Genomic DNA, 20,293 nt, shown 5'->3' on the forward strand with positions numbered 1-20,293 from the left:
GATTCCTGCTCGCATCTCGAGTATCCGCAGCGCAGACCCGACTCCCCCCAGAGCCGGGCCGACGCACCGATAGATTGATTGAGGTATTTAGGGACTTTATACCTACCGTCGGTTTGTTTCAATGGCTATTTTCAAGCAAACAGTTCGTCTGGTCAACGCCCGGGCTTGTGGTTGATCGCGATGTGGCGGTCGATTCGAATATGTTCGTCCAGCGTCGGGTAGCGCAGACCGGTGTCCTGGCTGTACCCCTGACGGCGCAACCAATCCAGGACATCGCCCCAGAACCAGATACCACCGGCCACCGAGTTGTAAGGAATCGGAAAAGGAGTAGCGGCCTGCCGAACCCCTCGCACCCATTGTCCGACGGCTTGCCGGGTCACGCCCGCACGGTCGGCAATGTCCTGGCGTGACACCAGGTCAGGATGTGTCCGCTGTGGGCGCACGCCCGCGGCCACCAACTGGTCCACCGCGGTGATAGCCGTCGTCGCTGCGCGCATGCCCTCCGCGGTGAGCGTCAGCAACTGCAACCCACGTCGATCCTCGACCCTTCCGCCCAAGCTCTCTTCGATCGCCTGCTCTTGCGAGACTGTCAGCATCTGAACGATGAATGTGAATTCGTAACGGTGATAGAGGTCTTCGGCCACGCAATGAACATAGCCGTAAGCTGCACTGTTTCCACATGGACACACCCGGATCCCACCCTCGCACGCACAATGGGCAGATGATCGACGTGGACGACAGTCAGTTCGAGGACATGGTCAAACGGGCGCTCGACAGTCTGCCGCCCAAATTGGGAGCGGAGATGGCCAATGTCGCGGTGACCGTTCAACTCGAAGGGGGACGACCAGGGCTACTCGGGCTGTATCAAGGTATCCCGCTGACCAAGAGAACCACCACGTACGCGGGCGTACTCCCCGACCGCATCACGATCTACCGCAGGGCCATCTGTGCGATCTGCAGCACCGAAGACGAGGTGATCGAGCAGGTTCGCCGAACCGTGATCCACGAGATCGGCCACCACTTCGGGATCGGGGATCCCCGGTTGCGCGAACTCGGATGGTGACAACCGACTCATCTACAAGTCGGAAATCAGCTAGAGGTTGATAATCGGCGAATTGTCATGTCAGCTGTACCAAGCCCGCAACAATTGAACACTCACAGGAGTTCGCATGGTCAATTTGATCCAGATCGCCCCGAAGAATGCCCCGACGTTTGCGATGAGCCGGCAGAAGGCTGCCGAACTGTTGGGTATCTCGGTCGACAGCGTCGCGTTTCTCCTCAAGTCTCGCTATCTCCCGGATCTGGACGCCGGCCGGTTGATCTCGATGGCCAACCAACCGTGGTTGTACTCGGACGGCGACTTTCCCGTCCTTCAGCAAGGCGCATCCGAACTTGCACCGAAGAAGATGCTGCCCGCCCGTAAGTACATCGGCGAGAGCGCAATTCACTCCGACGCCGAATGCGTGGAAGCCAACCAGGGACAGTGGGCAGGATTCAACGTCGACCACGTGTTGAGCGCCCGCTTCCTGCCCGTGACGCTGCGCAAGTTCCCGGTGTCGGTTCTGCAGATCCACGACGTCAACGGCGACGACGAGGAACGGGTCTCGTTTGTCGCGACCCTCGCCGGGCGAGTCCGCGAACTGGGCGCGCCCGAACTCAACTACATTGACCCGTCACTGAGCCCGCAAGAGCGACAGATCGTCGAGACGCTCCTCACCTCGCGCAGCACGTCCACCGTTCCGGGGCCCTGCGGAAAGCTCAAGCAGCCGAACACCTGAGCGTCGGGGCGTCAGCGGGGGCGCTGAACGGCCGCGCAGCAGTTCACTGCGCACGAGAGTCCGTTGGTGGTCGAGCCGAGCAGCGGCTCGACCCCCAGTCGCAGTGGCTGCTCGGCCTCGGCCAGTTCCTGAACGAGCGTGGGCACCAGTTGCGCAAAACGCTGATCGCGGCCGGGTGTCGCTGCACGAACGAAATCCATCCCGAGTTCGGCTGCCTTGTCCTTGGCCTCGGTATCCAGATCCCACACCACTTCGAGGTGATCGGAGACGAAGCCGACGGGGCACACGATCACGGCACGAACGTCCTTGGCGGACAACGTATCCAGATGATCGCAAATGTCAGGGTCCAGCCAAGGAACCTGCGGCGGGCCAGATCGCGACTGCCACACCAGATCAAAATCTTCGACGCCGACGGCTTCGGCAACAAGCTTCGCGGCCTCGGCGACCTGTCGGCTGTAGAGGTTTCCACCCTCCGTCGGCGGACCCGCATTGCGGTCTGCGGCAATCGGTACCGAATGCGCTGTGAACACCAGGCGCGCGGTATCGCGAGTCGCTTCGGGCAACTCGGCGCGGGCAGCTCGGACCCCGTCGGCGAATGCGCCGACGACCAGCGGATGGTCGTAGTACTGGCGAAGTTTGGTCAGCGTCGGCGCGCCGTCACCGACCGCCTCACGGGCACGGGCGATGTCCTCGTGGTACTGCCGACACCCGGAGTAACCGCCCCACGCCGACGTGGCGAACACGGCGGCGTTGCGGACACCGTCCTCGCGCATCTTGGCAACGGTGTCTTCGACCATCGGGTGCCAGTTGCGGTTGCCGAAGTACACGGGCAAGTCCAGGCCGGCTGCTGCCAGTTCACCCTCGACCCGGTCGATCAGGTCCCGATTGAGCGCGTTGATAGGTGAAACCCCACCGAAATGCATGTAGTGCTCGACGACGGCGTCGAGGCGCTCCGCCGGCACTCCCCTACCGCGCGTGACGTTTTCGAGGAAGGGTCGTACGTCTTCGGGTTTTTCGGGACCGCCGAACGACAAAACGAGAAGAGCATCGAACTGCATGTCCATACTTGCGGTCATGAGTTCAATCTTGCGCGATGCCGTTCGGCGGGGATCATCCGGGTACTCACCTGCGTAGTAGAACTAGTGCTACTAGCCGACCATCGCGTGGAAGCCGCCGTCGACGTAGATGATCGACGCGGTCGTGCCGGGCAACCAATCCGAGAGGACGGTGCAGACGGTCTTGGCCACGGGCTCGCGATCGTCGACGTCCCAGCCGATGGGCGCAGCGCCGTCCCACGCGGTGTTGAGCTTGTCCAACTCCGCGCCCGGACCGGTGCTGTCACCGGCAATGGCCTTGGCGGCCAGGGTCTTGATCGGACCGGAGGACACCAGGTTCGAGCGGATGCCACGAACGCCGACCTCTTTGGCCACATAGCGGTTCACGGCCTCGAGCGTCGCCTTGGAGACGCCCATCCAGTTGTAGAACGGCATCGCGCGTGCCGGATCGAAGTCCATACCGACGATGGACGCGTTGTCGTTGAGCACCGGCAGCAACGCCTTGGCCAGCGCGCTGTACGAGTATGCGGACACCTCGAGTGCGACCGCCACGTCCTCCCACGGCGCGTCCATGAACGGGCTTCCCAGGCAGGAACGGGGGGCAAAGCCGATCGAGTGGACGACGCCGTCGATACCCTCGGGAGCCAGCTCGCGAACACGCTCGGCGAGGGAGGCGAGATCCTCGGAACTCTGGACGTTGAGCGAGATTGCCGGCGGCACGGGCTGCGGCAGGCGCTGTGCGATGCGGTCGATGAGGCGCAGACGATCGAACCCGGTGATGAGAACCTTCGCGCCCTGCTCCTGCGCGACCTTGGCCACGTGGAACGCGATCGACGAATCGGTGATGATGCCGGTGACAAGAATGGTCTTACCCTCGAGCAAACCGCCCATGAGATGTCCTCCTGATTTCAGACGTACGAGAAAGGTGTGCGTGTTCGAAAAAGCGGGTCAGTGCCCCATGCCGAGTCCGCCGTCGACGGGGATGACCGCACCCGAGACATATGCCGAATCGTCCGAGGCGAGGAAACTGACAACTGCTGCAACATCTTCCGGCTTTCCGGTCCGCTGCAACGGGATGAACTCGGTGGCCTTGTCCTTGACGTCGTCGCCCAAGGCGGCCGTCATGTCTGTCTCGATGAATCCGGGAGCGACCACGTTGGCGGTGATCGAGCGCGAGCCGAGTTCCCTGGTCAGGGAACGAGCGATACCGACGATGCCTGCCTTGGACGCGGCGTAGTTGACCTGGCCGGCCTGTCCTGCCAGACCCACCACCGAACCGAGGAAGATGAACCGTCCGAAACGCGCGCGCAGCATCGAACGGGTCGCACGCTTGGAGAGGCGGAAGGTTCCGGTCAGATTCGCGTCGACGACGCTCGTGAACTGCTCTTCGCTCATCCGCATGATCAGTGTGTCGTCGGTGACGCCGGCGTTGGCGACGATGACCTCAACCGGGCCCTGGTGTGCCTCGACCTCTTTGAACGCCCGGTCGATCGACTCGGTGTCGGTGACGTCGCAGACAACGCCGAACAAACCTTCAGGGACACCGGAACCGCGATGCGTGACGGCTACCTTGTGACCGTCTGCAGCGAGTCGCTGAGCGACGGCCAAGCCGATTCCGCGGTTGCCGCCGGTGACGAGCACCGAGCGCGGTGTGGTGACGGTCCGTTCGGAAACCACTGGCGTGGGAGGGATAGACATGGCGATCAACCTATCAATTCTCTGCGGGCCGCGTACCAGCGGTATTTGGACAATTCGGAACTGCTCTCGATCAAGGCAGACGCTGCCTGCGTACCAGGGCGATCGTCAGACCTGCGGTCGCGAACACGACGCCGAGGATCAACCATGGTCGACTCGCGTCGCCTCGAGTCGTCTCGAAACCGATCTGCTCTTCGAGCGTGTCGTACACCTGGCGCAGTTCTTCCAGGCTCGATGCCGTGAAAAAACTTCCCCCGGACAGGTTGGCGATCTCTTTCAACGACGCATCGTCGACCGGGACGGGGATTCGGTCCCCTTCGATCTCGACGCGTCCGTATGTCGTTCCGAAGGAAATGGTCGAGATCGGAACGCCTTTGTCCTTGGCCTGACGGGCAGCGGTGAATCCGCCCCGCGGATCGTCCGGGTTCTCGGGAACGGTCTGCTTACCGTCGGACAGCAACACGATGCGCGCCGGGGGCGCCTGATCGCTTCCGCCGAGAACCGCCGACAGCGTGTCGATCGACTGCAAGGAGGTGAAGATCGCCTCGCCCGTCGCCGTCCGCTCACTGAGCTTCAGGTTGTCGATGGCGACCTTCGTCGCGTCACGATTCGTGGTGGGCGACACCAGAACCGAGGCGGTTCCGGCAAATGCGACCAACCCGAGGTTGATTCCAGGAGTGAGACCGTCGGCAAACGACTTGGCTGCTTCCTGCGCTGCTGCCAATCGCGTCGGCTCGACATCGGTGGCCTGCATCGACAGCGACACGTCGATCACGAGGATCACGGTGGCGCGGTTTCGCGGGACCTTCTTGTCTGCCGTCGGACCGGCGAGGGCAACGGTGAAGAACACCAACGCGACGACCATCAGAATCGCCGGAATATGACGCCACCGCCCCGGCCGCGAAGGCGCGACCTTCTCCAGTAGCGCGAAGTTCGTGAACCGAAGTGTGTGCTTTTCACGCTGCTTCTGGACAAAAACGTAACCGACCACCAACGCGGCGATGACAGCGAGGAACAGCAGCCACCACGGTGCGGTGAATTGAGAAAGACTCACGAACGAACGCCCCCAGTTCCGGCGCCGGCACCATAACTGTGGCGGCGTGCCGAGATGAATCTCACGACGTCGGCGATCCAGTCCCTGTCGGTGTGCAGAGACATCAGTGGTGCGCCGCAACGACGTAGAGCTTGCCGGACCTCGACGCGGTGCTCAGCGGCGACTCTGGCGAAGTCTGCTCGCAGTTGCGGCGTCGTGGTGAATTCTCTCGTCCGACCGGACTCCGGATCGTGGAGCACCACGTCGCCGACGTCGGGCAGTTCGAGGTCACGCGGATCGACCACTTCGACGCCGAGCACGTCGTGCCGTCCCGAAATGGCGCGCAGCGAGCGTTCCCAGTCGATCGGCCCGAGGAAGTCACTGATGACCACCGCGAGTCCGCGTCGACGCTGTGGGCGTCTGAGCGCTTCGATCGCCCCGACCAGATCGCCTCGTACCCCGTCCGGAGCGTGCGGGGTCGTCGCGATCTTACGAAGCATCGCCTGTGCGTGAATTCGCCCACCACGGGCCGGAATTCGTGTTGTCTGTGCGCCCGTCGAGATGATGGCGCCGACGCGATTACCTCCCGAACTGGTCAAGTGGGTGATCGCTGCAGCCGCGGCGACGACCAGGTCGCGCTTCTCGCATCCGGCCGTCCCGAAATCGAGACTTGCGGACAGGTCGATGACGAGCCACGTCTCGAGCTCACGATCTGCGACCGACTGACGCACGTGCGGATGCGTCGTACGGGCGGTGACGGACCAGTCCATCTGCCGCACGTCGTCGCCTGGCTGATACTCGCGAGCGTCCCCCGGTTCCGAACCCGGGCCGGGAATCAGACCGAGGTGGTCGCCGTGCAGCACACCGTCGAGGCGGCGACGAACCGTCAGCTCGAGGGTGCGCAGCGCAGCGGTGAGCTTGGGATCACTGAGCTCGCCGGATCGGAACGACGGCGGAGAACCGGTGGATCCGGCGGGTGTCGCCTGGCCACCGTCGCGGCCTTCGGTCACTGCGGGCGACTCATCGTCTCAGCGGTCGCGATCGGCGCGCCGTTGCCCTGCGGATTAGCTGTGCCCTGTGGGTTGACGGCGCCCTGTGGGTTGACGGCGCCCTGTGGATTGACGGCACCCTGTGCGTTGAACTGCGGTGCTTGCGGTGCGCCCTGTTGGGGCGGTCCGGGAACGGTGGGGACCGGTCGCGCGGCGATCTGCGGCAGTCCGACGGTCTGCAGTACCCGGGCGATGACGGCGTCGGGAGTCACCTCGTCGGCCATGGCGTCGTACGAGAGAACGAGACGGTGACGCAACACGTCCGGGATCACTTCGATGACGTCCTGCGGCACGACGTAGTCGCGGCCTCGGACGAGTGCGAGGGCCCGCGACGCGGCGATGATGCCGAGCGTCGCACGGGGTGAGGCACCGTAGGCGATCCAGCCTGCGACGTCCTCGAGTCCGACCTCACGCGGCGTGCGCGTAGCGGCGATGACTCGGACCACGTAGTCGACCAGGGCGTGGTGGACGAAGACGTTGCTGGCGACGCGTTGGAGCCTGACCAACTCCTCCGGACCGAGGATCTGGTGCGGCTCCGGAGCTGCGACGCCCATCCGGTAGACGATTTCGCGTTCTTCCTCCACCGTCGGGTAATCGACGAGGATCTTGAACAGGAAGCGGTCGCGCTGCGCCTCGGGGAGCGGATAGACGCCCTCATTCTCGATGGGGTTCTGCGTCGCCATCACCAGGAACGGATCGGGCATGTGGTACCGCTTGCCACCGATCGAGACGTGGCGTTCGGCCATCACCTCGAGGAGCGCGGACTGCACCTTGGCCGGGGCGCGGTTGATCTCGTCGGCCAGGACGAAGTTCGCGACGACGGGTCCGAGTTCGGTGTCGAACTCCTCGCGGCCCTGACGGTAGATACGCGTACCGATGAGGTCGGTGGGCACCAGGTCCGGGGTGAACTGCACGCGGGAGAAGGAACCACCGACGACCTTTGCGAAAGTCTCGACGGCCAGCGTCTTGGCGACGCCGGGGACACCCTCGAGGAGGACGTGCCCCTTGGCCAGGAGACCGACGAGAATGCGCTCGACAAGCCGGTCCTGCCCGACGATGACTCGCTTGACCTCGTAGATCGCTCGTTCCAAGGTCTGAACGTCGGCTGTCAGGGAAGGTGCTGCTCCGTCCGCACTTCCGCCCGCCTTGCTTACGTCGACCGTTCCGACCGAATCTTCACGTGAGGTCACCAAGAATCCATCGCTTTCACCTAGAAAAGTACCGACAGTAACGTGTTCCCCGTCAACTATTCCAGGTAGTTGCGCTCGATGCCGTAACACCACGTCGGGAACTTGATACTTCTCCTGACAATGCGGTCGTCAGCGACAATTTCCTCTGACCGTCAGGACACCAGTCGGACGGCGTACGGCGTCATTCCGCCCCAGCGAACCGGGGAGACCATGACACTCGAACCGGATTGTGGTGCTTCGAGCATCTGCCCGTTACCGAGGTAGAGCGCCACGTGCTGGCTGGCGTTGGGGCCGTAGAAGATCATGTCGCCGCGCTTCATCTCCGAGGACGGAACCTGCGTGCCCGCGGTGTACTGATAGCCGGTGTAGTGCGGCAGCGAGATCCCGATGCCGGCAAAGGCGTAGATCATCAAGCCGGAGCAGTCGAACCCGACTTTGTTGAAGTCGCCGTAACTGTCAGCGACGCCGCCGTCACGGATGCCTCGCGTCGGACCGTTCTCGTCGCCGCCGCCCCAGGCGTACTGCACGCCTAGCTGAGACATCCCGCGGTCGATGACGGATTCGATTGCAGCGCTTCCGGTAACGGAAGGCTTCGGCGTGGTGGGTTTCGGCGTCGTCGGCTTGGGCGTGGTGGGCTTGGGGGTGGTGGGCTTGGGCGTGGTGACCGTTTCCTCGTCGGTGCCGGTCTCTTCGTCCGTGCCTGTTTCTTCGTCGGTCCCGGTTTCCTCGTCCGTCCAGGTGTCGTCGTCGTCCGGGATGACCGTCGGAGTCGGGTCTTCGACAGCGGTGTGCGGACGCTGGGCTGCTGCCAGTGCTGCAGCTCGATCCTTGGCTGCCTGGTCGGCAGCGGCACGGGCGGCGGCCTGAGCGGCTGCTTCCTTGGCGGCGGCTTCGAGAGCCTTCTGATGAGCTTCCTCGGCGCGGCGCTGTTCGTCCCACGTCGCGTATGCCTGGCGTTGCCCCTGCAAGCCGGCGACGGCATTGCGGGCGGCGTCGAGCTGAGCCTGAGCGGAGTTGCGCTCGGCTTCGATCGATGCCTTCTTGGCTACCTGCTGATCGAGGGCATTGCGCGCGATCTGAATCGCTTGCTCCGCCAGATCCTTCAGCTGCGCGGCGACCTCGGCGGCGGCGTCGGCCTGCTGCTTGGCCTGGCGGGTCGCGGAGTCCTTGTTCGCCTGCTCGGTACGTGCTCGCTGGAGACCGTCGAGCACTGCGCTCTGTGTATTGGCGAGAAGTTTGAGGACCTGGGCACGGTCGAGAACGTCGCCCGGCCCCTTGGCGTCGAGGAACGACGAGATCGACGCGGTGTTCGTGCCCTTGACGTAGCTCGAGCGTGCGTACTTGTCGAAGTCCGTCTGAGCGACTTCGATCTGCGCCGACGCGTCCTTCAGAGCTTGTTTGGTGACTCCGACGGCCTGCGCTGCAGAGTCTGCGGCGCCGCGGGCGTTCTGCAGATCCACGAGAGTCTTGTTGACGTCTTCACGCTTGATCGCAACTTCGTTGTCGAGTGCCGACAACTGTTCGTTGGCCGATGCGACTTGATTGATGAGCGCGCTGACGGTGCCGACGCTCGACGAGACCTGCGAATCTGCCGCGGCGATGTCCGAGTCACTCGGATTCGGAGGCGGCGGCGGTACGGCCGAGGACATGGCCGGCGTTCCGACGATCAGGGATCCGACGACGCCGAACCCGATGACCAGCTGCGCCAGGCGCATCGACTTACGGGAAGGACCACGACGGGACTCGCCGCCACGTGTTACTTGCCTCACAAATAACTCTCCCTCGCGTGTAACGCCACGGCCCGCTGGGTCGCCGATCCGTGCGGGGAGGGAATGCGCAGACCAAGCACCGGTCGCCCACAGCCCGAGAGCTGACGGTTGACCCGGACGTGTCGTAAGAACGCCACCGCCGGAACCTCGAGAACAAGGCAACCGACAAGTACGCGTCGAACAACATCAGCCTGTCTGCGACACTTCTTCCCCAAAAAGTGCCAGTTGTACCGTACGACACTCAAGCGTTCTTTGGAAACTTTAGCCACAAATAACACAAACGGTATTTGAGCTGGTCGAATGGCATGCAGGCACCAAAAAGGGCAGGTACTCACCGCAAACAGCGGTGAGTACCTGTTTTCGACGAGTTACTGAAAATCTCGCAAAAGGACCAAGGTCAGACGGAATCGGCCCGGTGGTCGGAAGATGTCGCAATCTCTGAAGCAGAACCGATATGTCTGGTTTGCGTATTTTCCGGCTCTCGCCGCCACTTGACCGCGAAGGTAATTCCGGCAATTACCGCCACGACGGCGATGACAAGAACCGTGTACAACGTCCACGGCGGACCAGGCGCCACGATCTCGTGCGAGAAACGGTCCGCGGTCACACTCGCGCTCTCGCCGAATGACCGGTCTTGTGCAGTTTCGAGTTGGACGCGAGAGATCGAGTCGCTGTAGCTGCCCATCCAGTCCGGGCTCAGAACAAGGACCGTGCCGCCTTCGGTCTTGCCGACCGTCGTGGCCAGGTCCCGAAGATCGGACGGCCGGCCCGGATTCGCATCGACGACGACGACGCTCAAGTCGACACCACGTTCGCGAGCGTCGGTCACCACCGCGGTCAGCCCGGCAACATCGGACTCGGGGGCGGAGACGCCGTCCGTCGAGAGATCCGCGAATACGTCGTCGAGATCGACGTCCGACGGAACTGCGGTGTGCGACGGGGACTTCACGTGCACGGGCGCGAAAGCGTGATTGGTAGGAGCAGACATCTCTCATCCGGGTGCTGTTCGGATTCCGTCCACCGCTGAGTTGCGGGGAGTTGGTCCGAGGTCGTTTGTCGGCGGCCGACCCGCGACGGGCCTGCATGCAGCCTACTTCAGGTCGACTGCCACCCGGCGTCACACACAACCGCCGCGCGTGCCGCCTGAGTGGCAACTGTGGGTGCGGTCACCCAGCCAAGCCTGCGTTGCGCAGGCCCGCAGTCTGCATGAAGATTGTTTCGGTCAACTTGCCCTGAATTCTCACAGGACAAGCGTACTGTTAGACTTGGACCGAGAGGTACCACCGGTCAGGACAGGTTCTACCGCAGCTCCGATGTTCGGACAGTTCTCACGCGAACTGTGCGATTGGCGTGAGCTACGGAGGATCTACCAGCCGAAGTACCTCGCTTCAGCTGCCGACACAGCCCCGTCGGTAGCGACCCTCATAGACGAGTGGAGCAGACGTGAGCACCAGTATCGATTCATTCGGAGCCAAGGGAACCCTCGAGGTCGGTGAGAACTCTTACGAGATCTTCCGCCTCTCGGCTGTCCCCGGCACCGAGAAATTGCCCTATTCCTTGAAGGTTCTCGCCGAGAACCTTCTCCGCACCGAAGACGGTGCCAACATCACCGCGGATCACATCCGCGCCATCGCGAGCTGGGATCCCTCAGCTGAGCCGAGCATCGAAATCCAGTTCACGCCTGCCCGCGTGATCATGCAGGACTTCACCGGCGTTCCTTGCATCGTCGACCTCGCCACCATGCGTGAGGCCGTCACCACCCTCGGCGGCGACCCGAACAAGGTCAACCCGCTCTCCCCCGCCGACATGGTCATCGACCACTCGGTCATCCTCGACGTCTTCGGCCAGGCCGACGCACTCGAGCGCAACGTCGACCTCGAATACGAGCGCAACGGCGAGCGTTACCAGTTCCTTCGTTGGGGCCAGGGCGCATTCGACGACTTCAAGGTCGTCCCCCCGGGAATGGGAATCGTTCACCAGGTCAACATCGAATACCTGGCTCCCACCGTCATGTCCCGTAACGGACAGGCCTACCCCGACACCTGCGTCGGCACCGACTCGCACACCACGATGGTCAACGGCCTCGGCGTGCTCGGCTGGGGCGTCGGCGGCATCGAGGCCGAGGCAGCAATGCTCGGCCAGCCCGTCTCCATGCTGATCCCCCGCGTTGTCGGCTTCAAGCTCTCCGGTGAGATCAAGCCCGGCGTCACCGCAACCGACGTCGTGCTCACCGCCACCGAGATGCTCCGCAAGCACGGCGTCGTCGGCAAGTTCGTCGAGTTCTACGGCAACGGTGTCGCCGAGGTTCCGCTCGCGAACCGCGCAACGCTGGGCAACATGAGCCCCGAATTCGGTTCCACCGCAGCGATCTTCCCGATCGACGCCGAGACCATCGAATACCTGCGCCTCACCGGCCGCAGCGACGAGCAGCTCGCTCTCGTCGAGGCGTACGCCAAGGAACAGGGCCTGTGGCACAACCCCGACAAGGAACCCGTCTTCTCGGAGTACATCGAGCTGGATCTGGGAACCGTTGTTCCCTCGATCGCCGGCCCGAAGCGCCCGCAGGACCGAATCCTGTTGTCGGAGTCCAAGACTGCGTTCCGCAAGGACATCCACAACTACGTGGAAGAGAACCACCCGACCGAGCACACCCAGCTCGACGAGGCAGTCGAGGAATCCTTCCCGGCTTCCGACCCCGCAGTTCTGTCGTTTGCCGACGACGGAGCGGTCGACGTTCTCTCCGCTGCCAACGGTGCAGAAGGCCGTCCGAGCAAGCCGGTTGTCGTCAAGTCCGACGCCGGTGAATTCGTTCTCGACCACGGCGCCGTCGTTGTTGCCGGCATCACGTCCTGCACCAACACGTCCAACCCGTCGGTCATGCTCGGCGCTGCACTGCTCGCACGCAACGCCGTCGAAAAAGGCCTTGCCACCAAGCCGTGGGTCAAGACCAACATGGCTCCCGGTTCGCAGGTCGTGACCGACTACTACGAGAAGGCCGGCCTGTGGCCGTACCTCGAGAAGCTCGGCTACTACCTCGGTGGTTACGGCTGCACCACGTGCATCGGTAACACCGGACCGCTGCCCGAGGCAGTCTCCAAGGCGATCAACGACAACGACCTCTCGGTCACCGCGGTGCTCTCGGGTAACCGTAACTTCGAGGGACGTATCTCCCCCGACGTCAAGATGAACTACTTGGCTTCCCCGCCGCTCGTTATTGCCTACGGCCTCGCCGGAACCATGGACTTCGACTTCGAGACCGATTCGCTCGGTAACGACACCGACGGAAACCCCGTCTACCTCAAGGACATCTGGCCGTCCACGCAGGAAATCGAAGAGACCATCAAGTCCTCGATCGACCAGGACATGTTCCGCAAGTCGTACGCAACCATCTTTGCGGGCGACAGCCGCTGGCAGAACCTCGAAACCCCGAAGGGTGACACCTTCGAGTGGGACGTGAACTCCACCTACGTGCGGAAGCCACCCTACTTCGACGGCATGACGATGGATCCGGCTCCGGTCAAGGACATCAAGGGCGCCCGCGTCCTCGCGCTGCTCGGCGACTCGGTCACCACCGACCACATCAGCCCGGCAGGTCCGATCAAGGTCGGTACCCCCGCCGCGCAGTACCTCGACTCTCACGGCGTCGAGCGTGCGGATTACAACTCGCTCGGCTCGCGTCGCGGTAACCACGAGGTCATGATTCGCGGTACTTTCGCGAACATCCGTCTGCGCAACCAGCTCCTCGACGACGTCTCCGGTGGATACACCCGCGACTTCACGCAGGAAGGCGCACCGCAGGCATTCATCTACGACGCGTCGCAGAACTACCAGGCAGCCGGCATCCCGCTGGTCGTCCTGGGCGGCAAGGAGTACGGCTCCGGATCCTCGCGTGACTGGGCAGCCAAGGGCACCAGCCTGCTCGGCGTCAAGGCCGTCATCACCGAGTCGTTCGAGCGCATCCACCGCTCCAACCTCATCGGCATGGGCGTTGTCCCGCTGCAGTTCCCGGTCGGCGAGTCCGCAGCTTCGCTCAAGCTCGACGGCACCGAGACCTTCGACATCGAAGGCGTCGAGAAGCTCAACGAGGGCGTCACCCCGAAGACCATGAAGGTCACGGCGACGCGCGAGAACGGCGAGAAGGTCGTGTTCGACGCAGTCGTACGCATCGATACCCCCGGCGAAGCGGATTACTACCGCAACGGTGGCATCCTGCAGTACGTGCTTCGCAACATGATCCGGGGCTAGTAGGCACTACGTGCCTGTGAGCACTTTCGGCCCATGACGGGTCACAAAGCGCTCACGACCACTTTCGCCGAAAGGCGAACCATGTTTCATCGGTGGTCGTGAGCGCTTTGTGCACTGAGTCGTCATTCAGCGCCTACGGCCGAAAGTGCTCACAGGCAACCCGACAAAGGAGGGATGCCCGTGCCCAAGGTCAGTGAAGACCATCTCGCGGCACGGCGCAGTCAGATCCTTGACGGCGCCCGCCGCTGCTTTGCGGAATACGGCTACGACGGCGCCACAGTTCGCCGTCTCGAAGAAGTCACCGGTTTGTCCCGGGGAGCGATCTTTCATCACTTCAAGGACAAGGACGGCTTGTTCCTCGCGCTTGCCAGCGAGGATGCGAGCCGGATGGCAGATGTCGTCGCCGAAGAGGGCCTCGTCCAGGTCATGCGGGACATGCTCGCGCAGCCCGATCAATTCGATTGGCTGGGAACGCGACTGGAGATAGCGCGTCGACTACGCAACGACGCCGATTTCCGTGAGAAATGGTCGCAGCGCTCCGCAGAATTGACGGAAGCGACCAGTGCACGCCTCGCCCGACAGAAATCGGCCGGCCGACTCCGTGACGACGTTCCCACCGAAATCCTGATCGGGTATCTGGATCTGGTGATGGACGGCCTGGTCGCGAGAATCGCTTCCGGCCACGGCGTCGACAACCTTTCCGCTGTTCTCGACCTGGTCGAGGAGTCTGTGCGGCGAAGGGATTAGGGGCTTCGCCCCCGTGAGTGGTTGAGGAGTGCGGGGACTCCCTAACCACTCACAGGGGTCAGGCGAGCTGGATCAGCTCGAGGTACTCCTGCGACCAGTGGTCCTCGTTGCCGTCGGGCAGGAGGATGACGCGCTCGGGGTTGAGTGCCTCGGCAGCACCCGGATCGTGAGTGACCAGAACGACGGCGCCGGTGTAGCTGCGGAGCGCGTCGAGCACCTGCTCGCGTGAGATCGGGTCCAGGTTGTTGGTGGGCTCGTCGAGAAGCAGAACGTTGGCGGCCGAAGACACCAGACCGGCCAGAGCCAGACGCGTCTTCTCACCACCCGAGAGCGTTCCGGCCGGCTGTTCGAGCTGCGGGCCGGTGAACATGAAGGCACCGAGCAGCGAACGCAGTTCCTGCTCCCCTGTGTCCGGCGCGGCGTGGCGGATGTTCTCCCACACGGATGCGTCGTCGTCGAGGGTGTCGTGCTCCTGAGCGAAGTATCCGACCTTGAGTCCGTGACCGGCGATCAGCTCGCCCGCGTCCGCCTTCTCCGCGCCCGCGAGGATGCGGAGCAGCGTGGTCTTACCCGCACCGTTGAGTCCGAGGATGACCACACGCGATCCACGGTCGATCGCGAGATCGACACCGGTGAAGATCTCGAGCGAGCCGTACACTTTGGTGAGGTTCTTGCCCATCAGTGGAGTCTTGCCACACGCTGCGGGTTCGGGGAAACGAATCCGCGCCACCTTGTCCGAGACGCGTTCTGCGTCGAGGTTCGCCATCAACTTGTCGGCTCGCTTGGCCATGTTCTGCGCGGCGACGGCCTTGGTTGCCTTCGCGCCCATCTTCGCAGCCTGAATCCGCAGCGCGCCAGCCTTCTTCTCGGCATTAGCGCGCTCGCGACGGCGACGCTGCTCGTCCGTGGCGCGTGCGTCGAGGTACTTCTTCCAGTTCATGTTGTAGACGTCGGCCTCACCGCGGACGGCATCGAGGAACCACACGCGGTTGACGACGTCGTTGAGCAGGTCGACGTCGTGGCTGATGACCACCAGTCCACCCTCGTGGTTCTGGAGGAATCCACGCAGCCAGGTGATGGAGTCGGCGTCGAGGTGGTTGGTGGGCTCGTCGAGGAGCAGCGTCGTGTCCGAGCGGGCACCGCTGCCGTCCGAGGCGGCAAAGAGGATTCGTGCCAATTCGACGCGACGACGCTGACCACCGGACAGCGTGCTGAGCGGCTGCCCGAGAATACGGTCTTCGAGGCCGAGGCTGCTGGTGATTCGTGCGGCTTCACTCTCGGCTTCGTATCCGCCGAGGGCAGAGAACCGATCCTCGAGTTGGCCGTACTTCTTGACGGCGCGATCCTGAGATTCCTGATCAAGCACCTCTCCCATCAGGATCTGCTGCTTCTCCATCTCACGGAGCATCGTGTCGAGACCTCGTGCGGAGAGAACCCGGTCCTTGGCGAGGATGCTCAGGTCGCCCTCCTTGGGGTCCTGAGGGAGGTATCCGAGTTCACCGGTGCGTACGACGCTTCCCGCGTATGCCTCACCTTCACCGGCCAGGATGCGCAGTGTGGTCGTCTTTCCGGCTCCGTTACGTCCGACGAGTCCGATCCGATCGCCCGGCTGGATGCGCAGCGAGGGCCCGGGAGCCGTGAGAAGGGTGCGGACACCGGCACGAACTTCGAGGTCAGTGGCGGTAATCAAGCAAACTCCTCAGGAAAAACGACGAATACGGGTAAACAATGCCTGACTTCAGACACAAGAACTATCGATTTTACCGTGACCTGACGGTCGTTCCGACCAGCAGCGTGTGAGTCCGCTAACGTTCGGGACATGACTAGCGAAAACAGCACTCGTCCTCGCGACCTCGAAGGCCGCGCCGCCATCGTCACCGGCGCAAGTCGCGGGATCGGCAAAGCTGTCGCCGCCGAACTCCTCGCGCGCGGCGCAGACGTCCTGATCACCGCCCGCAAGGCGGAGCCCCTCGAGGCCGCCTCAACAGAACTGTCCGCTCTGGGTCACGGCGGAAAGGTCGTCGCATTCGCGGGCAACGCTGCCGATGCCGAAGCCCGCTCCGGCGCCGTCGACCGCGCCGTCTCCGAGTTCGGTTCGCTCGACGTTCTGGTCAACAACACCGGCATCAATCCCGTCTTCGGTTCGCTCATGGAGGCGGACCTCGACGCCGTGCGCAAGATTTTCGACGTGAACGTGGTTGCCGCCCTCGGTTACGTCCAACAAGCGCATCGGGCGTGGATGGGAGAACACGGTGGCGCGGTGGTGAATCTGGCCAGCGTGGCCGGGATCCGATCGACGGGCGTGATCGCCGCGTACGGCGCATCGAAGGCTGCGCTCATCCGTTTGACGGAAGAACTGGCCTGGCAACTGGGACCGAAGATTCGTGTCAATGCCGTAGCTCCCGGGATCGTCAAGACGCAGTTTGCGGCGGCCTTGGTCGCTGCCGGCGAGGACAAGGCGTCGGCGGGCTACCCGATGAAACGACTCGGCACTCCCGAAGACGTTGCCGGCCTGGTCGGCTTCCTCGTCTCCGACGCGGCGGCGTGGATCACCGGCGAAACCGTGCGGGTCGACGGCGGTCTGCTCGCAACGGGATCGATGTAGTGCGCCGGTCGTGAGCACAGAAAACTCCTCCGCCGACGTGGTGATCGTCGGTGGTGGCCCGGCCGGACGGGCACTCGCGACCCGCTGCATCGCCCGGCAACTCACCGTCGTCGTTGTCGATCCGCATCCCCATCGGGTGTGGACTCCGACCTATTCGGCGTGGGCGGACGAGCTTCCGTCGTGGCTGCCGGACGAGGTGATCGCGAGCCGGATTCAACGTCCGAACGTGTGGACCGATGGACAGAAAACGCTTGATCGCGCATACTGTGTATTGAATACAGCATTGCTGCAATCATTTCTCTCTAGTACTTTCATGCAGTTCAGAGCATTGCGCGCTCGAACACTGTCCCCCACCACCGTCGAGTGCGTGGACGGATCGCAGCTGACGGGATCCGTCGTCGTCGACGCCAGAGGCACCGATCTGACAGTGACAACCGCCCAGCAGACCGCCTTCGGAGTGATCGTCGACCGCGCCCTGGCCGATCCGGTTCTGGGCGATGGCGAAGCCTGGTTCATGGACTGGCGAAGAGACAACGGCACTTCCGACGCCGACGCCCCGTCGTTCCTCTATGCGGTCCCACTCGACGACGAGCGAGTTCTTCTCGAGGAGACCTGCCTCGTCGGCCGGCCGGCGTTGGGGCTCCGCGAACTCGAAGCACGTCTGCGCACCCGACTTCACAATCGGGGCTGCGAAGTCCCCGACGACGCGCCGGTCGAGCGAGTCCGTTTTGCGGTCGAAGGCCCGAGGGGGTCCTCACCGGACGGCATCCTCCGGTTCGGCGGGCGAGGCGGTTTGATGCATCCTGGAACGGGATACAGCGTTGCCTCCTCACTCGCCGAGGCAGACACTGTCGCGAAAGCAATCGCCGGCGGTGGGGATCCCAACGCAGCACTCTGGCCGCGATCGGCCAGGGCGGTGTCTGCCCTTCGCCGCGTTGGCCTGAACGCACTTCTCACCCTCGGCTCCGGCGAGGTAGCGACATTTTTCGACACGTTCTTCGATCTACCGATCGAGGCTCAGCGGTCCTACCTGTCCGATCGGCGGGACGCGTCCGCGACGGCGAAGGTGATGGCAACACTGTTCCGATCGTCACCGTGGCACGTCCGAAAGACGTTGATGCGCGCGCCGTTTCTGAGGTGAGCACTCTGGACCGACTACTGCGTTCCCATCGAGCCGGCGATCATCGGCCAGGAATTGTGTAGATCGTCCTGCCAGTAACCCCACGAGTGTGTTCCGGTCGGCTTGAAGTCGAAGGTCGCGGGGATGCCCAGAGCGTTCAGTCGGTCCGCCAGTCCGTGCGTGCACCCGTTGACCGCGGATTCGATGATGCCGCCGACGATGATCTGATTCAGGAGCGCTCCGGGACTTCCGTTCACATCGGGTGCCTGAAGGTTTTCGTGTGGACCTGGCAGCCCGGAACCGGTGGAGACGTACAGTTCGGTTCCTCGCAGTTTCTCCGCGTTCACGACGGGATCGTTCTCGCGCCATCCGGGACTGTCGAACGGTCCCCACATGTTTGTCGGGTCAGCGCCTCCCCGCGCGCCGACCACCAGCCGCACGTAGTCCTGCCCTGGCTGGGTGGAGGTCTCCGCGCATCCGCTGTAGGCGCCGACACTGCGATAGAGCCCCGGTGCTGAGATCGCGAGGTTGAGAACCGAGGTCGCCGTCATCGAGATCGCCGCGATGGAGTTGACCCCGTTGGTGCCGAACTGCGCGTCGATCACGGGCGGTAGTTCGCGGGTGAGAAATGTCTGCCACTTGTTGCGTCCGAGTACGGGATCGTCTTTCTGCCAATCGGTGTAGTAGCTGAACGCTCCTTCCAACGGCGTCACGACGTTGACATTCTTGTCGGCGAAGAAGTCCAGGACATCCGTCCGTCCTTCCCACGTTGCACTGTCCTCGCCACCGCCGGCGCCGTTGAGCAGATACAGCGTCGGGCGTGGGGCGCTGGTGTCGGCGGGAAGGATCACCTCGAGAGGTATGTCGCGGTCCATCGCATCCGAATGAACGGCGACACTGACGGTGCGTGCTTGATCGGCTGTTGCGGGCCACGGTGCGAACAGCAGTGGAAACAGTGAAATCGCCAGCGCAGCGGTGACGCGTCGACGGTAGGTTCGGATTCTCATCGGAGCGTGCCCCCCAGGGGTGCGAGTCGGGTTCTCGGAGCGGATACCCGCTCGATACGCCCCGAACCGACCCATCCACACGCAACGGTTCGGGATCAACCGAGAGCGTTTGCCTCGCGCAAACGGCCGGCGACGACCATCATGGGAGACATGCGCTCGATTTGGAAAGGCTCGATAGCCTTCGGTCTGGTCAACGTTCCGGTCAAGGTGTACTCGGCGACCGAGGACCACGACATCCGATTTCACCAGGTCCATGCAAAAGACGGTGGCCGCATCAAGTACAACCGCGTGTGTTCCGAATGTGGCAACACGGTCCAGTTCGCGGACATCGACAAGGCGTACGACTCGGAGGACGGATCACGGGTCATCCTGAGCGACGAGGACTTCAACAAGCTCCCAGCCGCCGAGAAGCATGAGATTCCGGTGCTGGAATTCGTGCCGAACGATCAGATCGATCCGATCTTGTTCGAGAAGAGCTACTTCCTCGAACCGGATTCGGCGTCACCGAAGGCGTACGTCCTGCTCTCGACTGTGCTCACCGAGAGCGATCGAACAGCACTCGTGCACTTCACGCTGCGGCAGAAGACGCGCCTGGCCGCGATGCGCGCCCGCGACGGCGTCCTCGTGATCCAGACGCTCCTCTGGCCTGACGAAGTTCGCTCCGCAGAGTTCCCCTCGCTCGACGACGTGGAGAAGCCGAAGGTCAAGGAACTGAAGATGGCGCAGACGCTCGTCGAGAGCATGGCGGGCGACTTCGATCCGACCGAGTTCACCGACGATTACCAACTCCAACTGCGGCAGTTGCTCGACGAGATGATCGAGAACGGCGGCAAGAAGGTCATCCCTGCCGCCGAGGTCGATCAGGAAGGCACCGACGCCGAAGTGGTCGACCTGGTTGCCGCGCTCCAGCGCAGTGTGGACGAAGCCAAGTCGAACGCAAGCAAAACCTCTGCCGGCAAAACGAGTGGAAGCAAGACGCGAGCGAAGAAGCGCGCCTGAG

At 63.3% G+C, this 20,293-nt stretch carries 18 protein-coding genes; 7 read left to right on the top strand and 11 right to left on the bottom strand.

The features are described from left to right. Window positions 1–152: 152 nt before the first annotated feature. Window positions 153–644 carry a hypothetical protein gene (locus ACFQ6Y_RS06090; RefSeq protein WP_378630201.1) on the bottom strand — a complete coding sequence of 164 codons (492 nt, stop codon included), beginning with the start codon at window positions 642–644 and terminating at the stop codon, window positions 153–155. A 77-nt stretch (window positions 645–721) separates the two neighbouring features. On the opposite strand from ACFQ6Y_RS06090, the gene ACFQ6Y_RS06095 reads away from it, so the two are divergent. Then, a complete protein-coding gene (locus ACFQ6Y_RS06095) occupies window positions 722–1,063 on the top strand; it encodes a metallopeptidase family protein (RefSeq protein ID WP_003944783.1) in 342 nt (113 codons plus the stop codon). 106 nt (window positions 1,064–1,169) lie between these two features. Continuing rightward, the gene (locus ACFQ6Y_RS06100) at window positions 1,170–1,778 is read left to right on the top strand and encodes a transcriptional regulator (RefSeq protein WP_378630204.1); all 609 of its coding nucleotides are present in this window, start codon (window positions 1,170–1,172) and stop codon (window positions 1,776–1,778) included. A gap of 11 nt (window positions 1,779–1,789) precedes the next feature. Here the strand turns inward: ACFQ6Y_RS06100 and ACFQ6Y_RS06105 are convergent, their stop codons facing one another. The 8 genes from ACFQ6Y_RS06105 to ACFQ6Y_RS06140 form a co-directional block, all read right to left on the bottom strand. Then, on the bottom strand, window positions 1,790–2,842 hold the full coding sequence (locus ACFQ6Y_RS06105) for a ferrochelatase (protein WP_378631320.1): 1,053 nt from the start codon (window positions 2,840–2,842) through the stop codon (window positions 1,790–1,792). 84 nt (window positions 2,843–2,926) lie between these two features. After that, a complete protein-coding gene (inhA, locus tag ACFQ6Y_RS06110; protein ID WP_003944803.1) occupies window positions 2,927–3,724 on the bottom strand; it encodes an NADH-dependent enoyl-ACP reductase InhA in 798 nt (265 codons plus the stop codon). A gap of 57 nt (window positions 3,725–3,781) precedes the next feature. Further along, window positions 3,782–4,531: a 3-oxoacyl-ACP reductase FabG1 gene (gene fabG1, locus ACFQ6Y_RS06115; protein ID WP_378533077.1), complete on the bottom strand. Its 750-nt coding sequence runs from the start codon at window positions 4,529–4,531 to the stop codon at window positions 3,782–3,784. 70 nt (window positions 4,532–4,601) lie between these two features. After that, window positions 4,602–5,582, bottom strand: coding sequence for a VWA domain-containing protein (locus ACFQ6Y_RS06120; protein WP_378544257.1), 981 nt, complete (start codon window positions 5,580–5,582; stop codon window positions 4,602–4,604). Further along, window positions 5,579–6,571, bottom strand: coding sequence for a DUF58 domain-containing protein (locus ACFQ6Y_RS06125; protein WP_003944991.1), 993 nt, complete (start codon window positions 6,569–6,571; stop codon window positions 5,579–5,581). Before ACFQ6Y_RS06125 ends, ACFQ6Y_RS06120 begins: the two co-directional genes overlap by 4 nt. Next, complete coding sequence (locus tag ACFQ6Y_RS06130; RefSeq protein WP_378630207.1) at window positions 6,568–7,800, bottom strand: AAA family ATPase; 1,233 nt, start codon at window positions 7,798–7,800, stop codon at window positions 6,568–6,570. The genes ACFQ6Y_RS06125 and ACFQ6Y_RS06130 overlap by 4 nt, the downstream gene beginning before the upstream one ends. A gap of 152 nt (window positions 7,801–7,952) precedes the next feature. Continuing rightward, window positions 7,953–9,515, bottom strand: a complete 1,563-nt coding sequence (locus ACFQ6Y_RS06135) for an NlpC/P60 family protein (RefSeq protein WP_378631323.1) — start codon at window positions 9,513–9,515, stop codon at window positions 7,953–7,955. A 451-nt stretch (window positions 9,516–9,966) separates the two neighbouring features. Then, window positions 9,967–10,557 (bottom strand): DUF6676 family protein, encoded by a 591-nt coding sequence (locus ACFQ6Y_RS06140; protein WP_378630211.1) that lies wholly within the window; start codon window positions 10,555–10,557, stop codon window positions 9,967–9,969. 455 nt (window positions 10,558–11,012) lie between these two features. Between ACFQ6Y_RS06140 and acnA the strand changes: the two genes are divergently transcribed. Together acnA and ACFQ6Y_RS06150 are read left to right on the top strand one after the other, a co-directional pair. Continuing rightward, the gene (gene acnA / locus ACFQ6Y_RS06145; protein WP_378630214.1) at window positions 11,013–13,814 is read left to right on the top strand and encodes an aconitate hydratase AcnA; all 2,802 of its coding nucleotides are present in this window, start codon (window positions 11,013–11,015) and stop codon (window positions 13,812–13,814) included. 180 nt (window positions 13,815–13,994) lie between these two features. Then, window positions 13,995–14,561, top strand: a complete 567-nt coding sequence (locus ACFQ6Y_RS06150) for a TetR/AcrR family transcriptional regulator (RefSeq protein WP_214886600.1) — start codon at window positions 13,995–13,997, stop codon at window positions 14,559–14,561. 58 nt (window positions 14,562–14,619) lie between these two features. Here ACFQ6Y_RS06150 and ACFQ6Y_RS06155 read toward each other — a convergent pair whose 3' ends face one another. Continuing rightward, window positions 14,620–16,251 carry an ABC-F family ATP-binding cassette domain-containing protein gene (locus tag ACFQ6Y_RS06155; RefSeq protein WP_020907739.1) on the bottom strand — a complete coding sequence of 544 codons (1,632 nt, stop codon included), beginning with the start codon at window positions 16,249–16,251 and terminating at the stop codon, window positions 14,620–14,622. A 129-nt stretch (window positions 16,252–16,380) separates the two neighbouring features. On the opposite strand from ACFQ6Y_RS06155, the gene ACFQ6Y_RS06160 reads away from it, so the two are divergent. Next, window positions 16,381–17,166 (top strand): SDR family oxidoreductase, encoded by a 786-nt coding sequence (locus ACFQ6Y_RS06160; protein ID WP_378630219.1) that lies wholly within the window; start codon window positions 16,381–16,383, stop codon window positions 17,164–17,166. Window positions 17,167–17,176: 10 nt separating this feature from the next. Next, window positions 17,177–18,307 carry a lycopene cyclase family protein gene (locus ACFQ6Y_RS06165; protein WP_378630223.1) on the top strand — a complete coding sequence of 377 codons (1,131 nt, stop codon included), beginning with the start codon at window positions 17,177–17,179 and terminating at the stop codon, window positions 18,305–18,307. 14 nt (window positions 18,308–18,321) lie between these two features. Here ACFQ6Y_RS06165 and ACFQ6Y_RS06170 read toward each other — a convergent pair whose 3' ends face one another. Beyond that, window positions 18,322–19,293, bottom strand: coding sequence for an alpha/beta hydrolase (locus ACFQ6Y_RS06170; protein ID WP_378630227.1), 972 nt, complete (start codon window positions 19,291–19,293; stop codon window positions 18,322–18,324). A gap of 141 nt (window positions 19,294–19,434) precedes the next feature. Here ACFQ6Y_RS06170 and ACFQ6Y_RS06175 point away from each other — a divergent pair, with 141 nt between their 5' ends. Further along, a complete protein-coding gene (locus ACFQ6Y_RS06175; protein WP_378631327.1) occupies window positions 19,435–20,292 on the top strand; it encodes a Ku protein in 858 nt (285 codons plus the stop codon). Window position 20,293 lies beyond the last annotated feature (1 nt).

The organism is Rhodococcus sp. NPDC056516 (assembly GCF_042794655.1).
Classification (GTDB): Bacteria; Actinomycetota; Actinomycetes; order Mycobacteriales; family Mycobacteriaceae; genus Rhodococcus_F.